Raw genomic sequence first — 5,899 nt, 5'->3', positions numbered from 1 at the left:
TGAAGAGCTTTTTGCCATAAATTGATCCACTCTTCTTGCGTTATATAATTCTCTTTTTTTCTGAAATAAGCATTTTCAACACACAATAGAACGTGACGTCGCGATAGCTGAACGCCGTGTCCGCCGCGCCGACCCGCCGGACCGCGCCGTCCACCGGGTAGAGGTGCATCGTCGACAGCGGGCTCGGCATCTGCTCGGCGAACTTCACGTGCGCCGCGACGGCCTCGTCCGGTACGCCACGGATGAAATCGCCACGCCAGTACCACTGGAGGCCCGGCGGGTAGAGGGCGTCGAACGCTGACTGCAGCGCCGCGTACGGCACCTCGCCGACCCCCTCGAACTGCGGCTGCATCGCCCGCACCGGAGCGAAGACCTCGTCGAACTTGTCCGGGTCGCCGACGTAGCACCAGACCACCCCGCACGCCTTGCGGTTGTGCCACTCGACCGGGAACGGGTCGCCCGGCGGCACGGTCATGACGGCGAAGAAGCCGTACAGATCCTCGTCCTGCGCCGGCAGAAAGTCCCGGTACCAGCTCAGCACGTCCGCGGTCGCCTCGATCGGCCACAGCGTCGGCCCCGCGATGACCGTGGACACCGGGTGCAGCCGGAACAGGAACGACGTGACGACGCCGAAGTTGCCGCTGCCGCCACGCAGCGCCCAGAACAGGTCCGGGTGCTCGAACTCCGAGGCGGTCACCACCTGACCACCGGGCAGCACGACCTCGGCCTCCAGCAGATTGTCGATCGTGAGCCCGTACTTGCGGGTCAGATAGCCGTGGCCGCCGCCCAGGGTGAGGCCGCCGACGCCGGTGGTCGAGATGATCCCGGCCGGGGTGGCCAGCCCGTGCGCGCCGGTGGCCGCGTCGATCTGACCCCAGGTGGCGCCGCCCTGCACACGGGCGGTGCGCGCCTCCGGGTCGACCTGTACGCCGTTCATCTCCCGTAGGTCGATCACCAGGCCGCCGTCGACCGAGCCGTAGCCGGCCCCGTTGTGCCCGCCACCGCGGACCGCGATCTCCAGCCCCGACTGCTGGGCGGTCGCCAATGCGGCGCGGACGTCCTCCACCGACCGGCAGCGCGCGATCATGGCGGGTCGCCGGTCGATCATTGCGTTGTACAGCGCTCGTTGTTCGTCGTACCCGTGGTCACCGGGTCTGAGAATGTCCAGCTGTGTCATCGCTCGACCGTGCCGCGCCGGCGCGGTCCTGTCATGACGGGTCCTGACCAGTCGTCTGTCGGCTCGGAGACGGTCAGATCTGACTATCGAGACCGGCGGTCACTCCTCGGTAGGGTGCGGGGATGGCACGGATGCCCGTGGCCCTGCCCACGCGCTTCGCAGCGGCGCGGCGGGCACGCCTGGTCGGGCGCCGATACGAGCTCGAGGTGCTGGAACGCGTCTGCGAGCGGGTCTTCGCCGGCCAGAGCCAGGTGGTGCTGCTCGGCGGCGAACCGGGCGCCGGCAAGACCCGCCTCGCCGCCGAGGTCGCCTGCACCCTGCTCGACCACGACGCGACCGTGCTGGTCGGCACCGCGACCCGTGACGCCGGCGTGCCCTACCAGCCGTTCGCCGAGATGCTCGACCGGCTGCTGCTGGTGAGCCGGCCCGGTGACCTGACCCGCCTGACACCGGAGCTGGGGCTGCTGTCCAGACACGCCGGGCGGCACCTGCCGGACGGCGCGATGCCCGCCGGTGAGGGACGCCGCGACCTGTTCGAGGCGGTGGCCGCGGTCCTGCGGGGCGTGGCGGAGAACGGCCCGCTGGCGGTGATCCTGGACGACCTGCACTGGGCCCAGCTGCCCACCCTCGCCCTGCTCGACCACGTGATCCACGCCTGCCTCGACGCCCCGGTCCTGGTGCTCGGCACGTTCCGGACCACCGAGCCCGACCGCTCGGCCGACCTCAGCGCCCGGCTCGCCGACCTGCACCGGCTGGACAACGTCCGGCGGCTCGACCTGGCCGGTCTGGACACCGACGACATCACCGAGTTCGTCCGCGTCCACGGCGGACTGTCGGCGGCCGCCGCGCGCGGGCCCGCGTCCGTGCTGCGCGACCGCACCGGCGGGAACCCGTTCTTCCTCCGCGAGACCTGGCTCGACCTGGAGCGGCGGGGCGGCGTCGCGGCACTGCGCGGCCCGCAACGGGTGCCGGAGTCGGTCGGTGAGACCGTCGCCGCCCGGCTCGCCGGACTCGGCGAACCCGCCCGGGAGCTGATCGGCGTCGCCGCCGTGCTGGGCGATCAGTTCGATCTGTCCACGCTGGTCCGCGCCGGGGACACCGGCCACGCCGAAAGCATGGACGCGCTCGACGCCGCCACCGCGGTCGGCCTGATCGAGGAGGGCGGCACGGCCGGTCGCTACGGCTTCGTGCACGCGCTGACCCGGCAGGCCGTCCTCGACCGGCTGCCGCAGAGCCGGCGCACGATGCTGCACGCCCGGGTCGCCGCGGCGCTCGAGGAACACCACGATCCCGCCCTGGTTCCGCGCATCGCGTACCACTATCTCGTCGCCCATGTGCTCGGCTTCGCCGAGCCGGCGCAGCGGTACGCGGTGGAGGCGGCCCGGTCGGCCGCGCACAGCATGGCCTTCGAGGAGGCGGCGACCTGGTACGAGAAGGCGGCGGCACTGCCCGCTGTGGACCCGGAGACCCGCGCCGAGCTGTCCCTCGAGGCGGCCACCAACCAGTTGCGGGCCGGCGACGCCGCCCGCGCCCGGATCATCTATGACCGGCTCGCCAACGCGCCCGACCCGTTGATCCGGCTCCGCGCGGCGATCGGGCTCGAGGAGTCCACGGCTCGTCCGGGACTGGGCAGTCCGCGGGCGGCGGATCTGCTCGGGTCGGCGATCGAGGCGTGCGGCTTCGCCGAGGACGATCACCGGTACGCGCGGGCGCTGGGCAGCTTGAGCCGGGCCCTGGCGTTCGCCGGGCGGACCGACGAGGCGCGGGTCGCCGGCGCGCGGGCGATCGACCTGGCCCGGCGCACCGGCGATCGGGCGGTCCTCGCCCACGCGCTCAAGACCAGCCTCTGGCACGGCCTCGCCCCGGACATGGCGCCGACCCAGATAGACCGGTCCACCGAGCTGGCCCGGATCTGCGCCGCCTCGGGTGACCAGGAGACGCTGTCCGTGGCGTCTTACTTCCGGTCGGTGGTCAGCTACCTCACCGGGCGACCTCGCGACCTCGCGGAGGCGGTCACCGACCTGCGGCGATCGGCCGAGGCGACCGGGCAGCCGTGGACGAACTACTTCGCGGACTGTGTCTCGCAGGGACGGGTGTTCCTGGAGGGCGACTTCGACCACGCCGAGCGGCTGGCGCTGCGGACACTGGAGTGGGGCGCGGCGTTCGGTGTGGACACCGCGGACGGTTCGTTCGGTGTGCAGGCGTACATGATCCGGCGGGAGACGGCGCGGCTCGAGCCGGCCCGCCGGTTGCTCACCGGCCGCGAGTCGTTCGCCGACCGCTGGGTGCCGGGTCTGCTCGCGCTGTACACCGAGCTGGGGCTGGCCGACGGCATCCGGCGGGCGCTGCGGCACCTGCTGGACCGCGACCTGGCCGCGCACACCAGCGGGGCGCAGTGGCCGATCGAGCTGGCGTACATGATCGACGCCGCCGTGGCCGTGGGCGACCGGGAGGCGGCGGCCACGCTGCGGCCGTTCGCTGCGGCGTACGCCGGGAAGAACCTGTTCGGCGGCCAGTTCATCGCGCTGTTCGGCAGCGCGGACCGGCAGCTCGCACGGCTCGCCGAGGTGCTCGGTGACATCGACGCGGCGGAGCGGCACTTCGCCGTGGCGCTCGAGATGGACCGCCGGATGGCGTCGGTCGTGCACACGGCCGACACGCTCGCCTGCCACGCCCTGATGCTGCACCGGGCCGGCCGCGACTCGGCGCGGGCGAGGGACCTGGCGGCGCAGGCGACGAGCCTGGCCGAGCCGATCGGGCAGGTGCGCGTGCTGCGGCGCCTGGAGGAGCTGCGGACGGCGCCGGAGGTGCTGACCGCGCGGGAGGCGCAGGTGATCCGCCTCCTGGCGCAGGGCCTGAGCAACCGGGAGATCGGCGCGCGGCTGCACATCAGTGGCAACACGGCCGCCAACCACATCCGCAGCATCCTGATGAAGACCGGCGCCGCCAACCGGACGCAGGCCGCCCGGTACGCCACCGACAACGGCCTGGCCTGAACGTTCTAGAACGCGACCAGCGTCCCGTCGGGCGTGACCTGCCCGGCGACCTCGGTCACGACGTCGACCGGCAGGCCCGCGCGAGCCGCGGCGCGGCGGACCGCGTCGGGCGACGGCGCCTCGTAGAGGCAGTAGGTCTTGCGCTTGTCCGCGGACAGGAAGGAGTACAGCCAGCGCACGCCTTCCTCGTCGTTGATCCGCCTGACCTGATCGGCTTCGTCGGCGTTCGCTTCGAACTCCTCGGCGTAGCGCCGCTCGATCATGAAGAACGGCATGTCAACCACCTCCGCATGGGTTGCCCGACCTTACAACCACGGGCGAGCACCGGCGCGCGATTTGCCCGCCACCCGACATCCACGCTTTCCGGCCCACCGCGTTCTAGGGTGGACCCATGGATTACCAGGTCAGTGTCGACGTGGAGAAGATCGCCCAGTGGCAGGTGCGGCTGACCGGCCTCGCCGACGCGCACAAGGGACAGCCGATCGAGGGCCACCTGCGGTCGATCGCGGGCGAGCTGCACGCCGTGGTGCCGCCCGAGTGGTGGGCCACCCAGCCGGCCCCGCTCGACAACCGCATCCGCAACACCTGACCGGCGGTGCGGATCATCCGAGCCGGTGGTCCGCCGGACTTGTCTGGAGCAGCCAGGTGAGTGGCATCTTCGCCGCCACCTCATACACGCCGTCCTGCCCGAGTGTGTGCATGGTGACGGTCTGCGCGGCGTCCCGCTCGACCATCCAGTACCGCTGGATTCCGGCCGTGGCGTACTCGCGGACCTTCACGACCTCGTCCATCGCGGCCGATCCCGGCGAAACGATCTCGACGGCCAGCACGAGGTCGGTCAACGGCAACCACACGGCTCGTGGCTGCGGAGCCGACCAGACCGTCAGGTCGGGGATGCGGCCGCCGTCACCGGCCGGGCTCGGGACCTTGATGCCGACCGCCTGCAGGATTCGGTCGGCCGGCCAACCGGCCAAGATCAACCAGGCGAACAGGCGGCTCGCGATCGCGGCATGCTCAGAATCAGCCGGCGGCATGACCGACAAGGCTCCCTCGGGGCTCAATTCGTAACGATGACCGTGCCGGTCGGCTTCGTTCATGGCCGCAAGGTCATCGAGCGTGACGACGGCAGGAAGACTCCTGCTGAATGCCTCAGCGCTCATGCCGCCATCCTAGTCAGTCCTTGAGGAGCTGGCGGGCCATGACGATGCGCTGGACCTGGTTCGTGCCCTCGTAGATCTGGGTGATCTTGGCGTCGCGCATCATCCGCTCGACCGGGTAGTCGCGCGTGTAGCCGTACCCGCCGAGCAGCTGCACCGCGTCCGTCGTGATCTCCATCGCCGCGTCGGAGGCGAAGCACTTCGCCGCCGCGCCGAAATAGGTCAGGTCGGCGTCGCCGCGCTCGCTCTTGCCCGCCGCCGCGTAGGTCAGCTGCCGCGCCGCCTCGAGCTTCATGCCCATGTCGGCCAGCATGAATTGGACGCCCTGGAAGTCGGCGACCGGCTTGCCGAACTGCTTGCGCTCCTTCACGTAGCCGAGCGCGAAGTCGAGCGCCCCCTGTGCGATGCCGATCGCCTGCGCCGCGATCGTGACCCGCGTGTGGTCCAAGGTCTGCATCGCGGTGGCGAAGCCGGTGCCCTCGGCGCCGATCATCCTCGTCGCCGGGATCCGCACGTTGTCGAGGTAGACCTCGCGGGTCGGGCTGCCCTTGATGCCCAGCTTCTTCTCC

Annotated in this window: 6 protein-coding genes and 1 pseudogene; 2 read left to right on the top strand and 5 right to left on the bottom strand. The window is 71.2% G+C overall.

The window, feature by feature from the left end:
* Both AB0M20_RS22890 and AB0M20_RS22885 read right to left on the bottom strand, forming a co-directional pair.
* A partial coding sequence (locus AB0M20_RS22890; RefSeq protein ID WP_364301253.1) for a protein rep occupies nt 1-266 on the bottom strand: 266 nt, incomplete at its 3' end.
* Nucleotides 267-700: 434 nt separating this feature from the next.
* A pseudogene (locus AB0M20_RS22885) lies at nt 701-1,087 on the bottom strand (FAD-dependent oxidoreductase); the annotation flags it as partial.
* Between the two features lie 212 nt (nt 1,088-1,299).
* On the opposite strand from AB0M20_RS22885, the gene AB0M20_RS22880 reads away from it, so the two are divergent.
* Nucleotides 1,300-4,173: an AAA family ATPase gene (locus tag AB0M20_RS22880; RefSeq protein ID WP_364301251.1), complete on the top strand. Its 2,874-nt coding sequence runs from the start codon at nt 1,300-1,302 to the stop codon at nt 4,171-4,173.
* A 5-nt stretch (nt 4,174-4,178) separates the two neighbouring features.
* Here AB0M20_RS22880 and AB0M20_RS22875 read toward each other — a convergent pair whose 3' ends face one another.
* The gene (locus tag AB0M20_RS22875) at nt 4,179-4,448 is read right to left on the bottom strand and encodes a nickel-binding protein (protein ID WP_364301249.1); all 270 of its coding nucleotides are present in this window, start codon (nt 4,446-4,448) and stop codon (nt 4,179-4,181) included.
* A gap of 116 nt (nt 4,449-4,564) precedes the next feature.
* On the opposite strand from AB0M20_RS22875, the gene AB0M20_RS22870 reads away from it, so the two are divergent.
* Nucleotides 4,565-4,762, top strand: a complete 198-nt coding sequence (locus AB0M20_RS22870; RefSeq protein ID WP_364301247.1) for a hypothetical protein — start codon at nt 4,565-4,567, stop codon at nt 4,760-4,762.
* Nucleotides 4,763-4,775: 13 nt separating this feature from the next.
* Here AB0M20_RS22870 and AB0M20_RS22865 read toward each other — a convergent pair whose 3' ends face one another.
* Complete coding sequence (locus tag AB0M20_RS22865; protein ID WP_364301245.1) at nt 4,776-5,270, bottom strand: Uma2 family endonuclease; 495 nt, start codon at nt 5,268-5,270, stop codon at nt 4,776-4,778.
* Nucleotides 5,271-5,346: 76 nt separating this feature from the next.
* Nucleotides 5,347-5,899: acyl-CoA dehydrogenase family protein (locus AB0M20_RS22860; RefSeq protein WP_364301243.1), on the bottom strand; the 553-nt coding region annotated here is incomplete at its 5' end.

The sequence above is a fragment of the Actinoplanes sp. NPDC051633 genome (genome assembly GCF_040681735.1).
Lineage (GTDB): Bacteria > Actinomycetota > Actinomycetes > Mycobacteriales > Micromonosporaceae > Actinoplanes.
The sequence above is the reverse complement of the archived record's forward strand: the minus strand, read 5'-3'. Positions and strand labels throughout refer to the sequence as shown.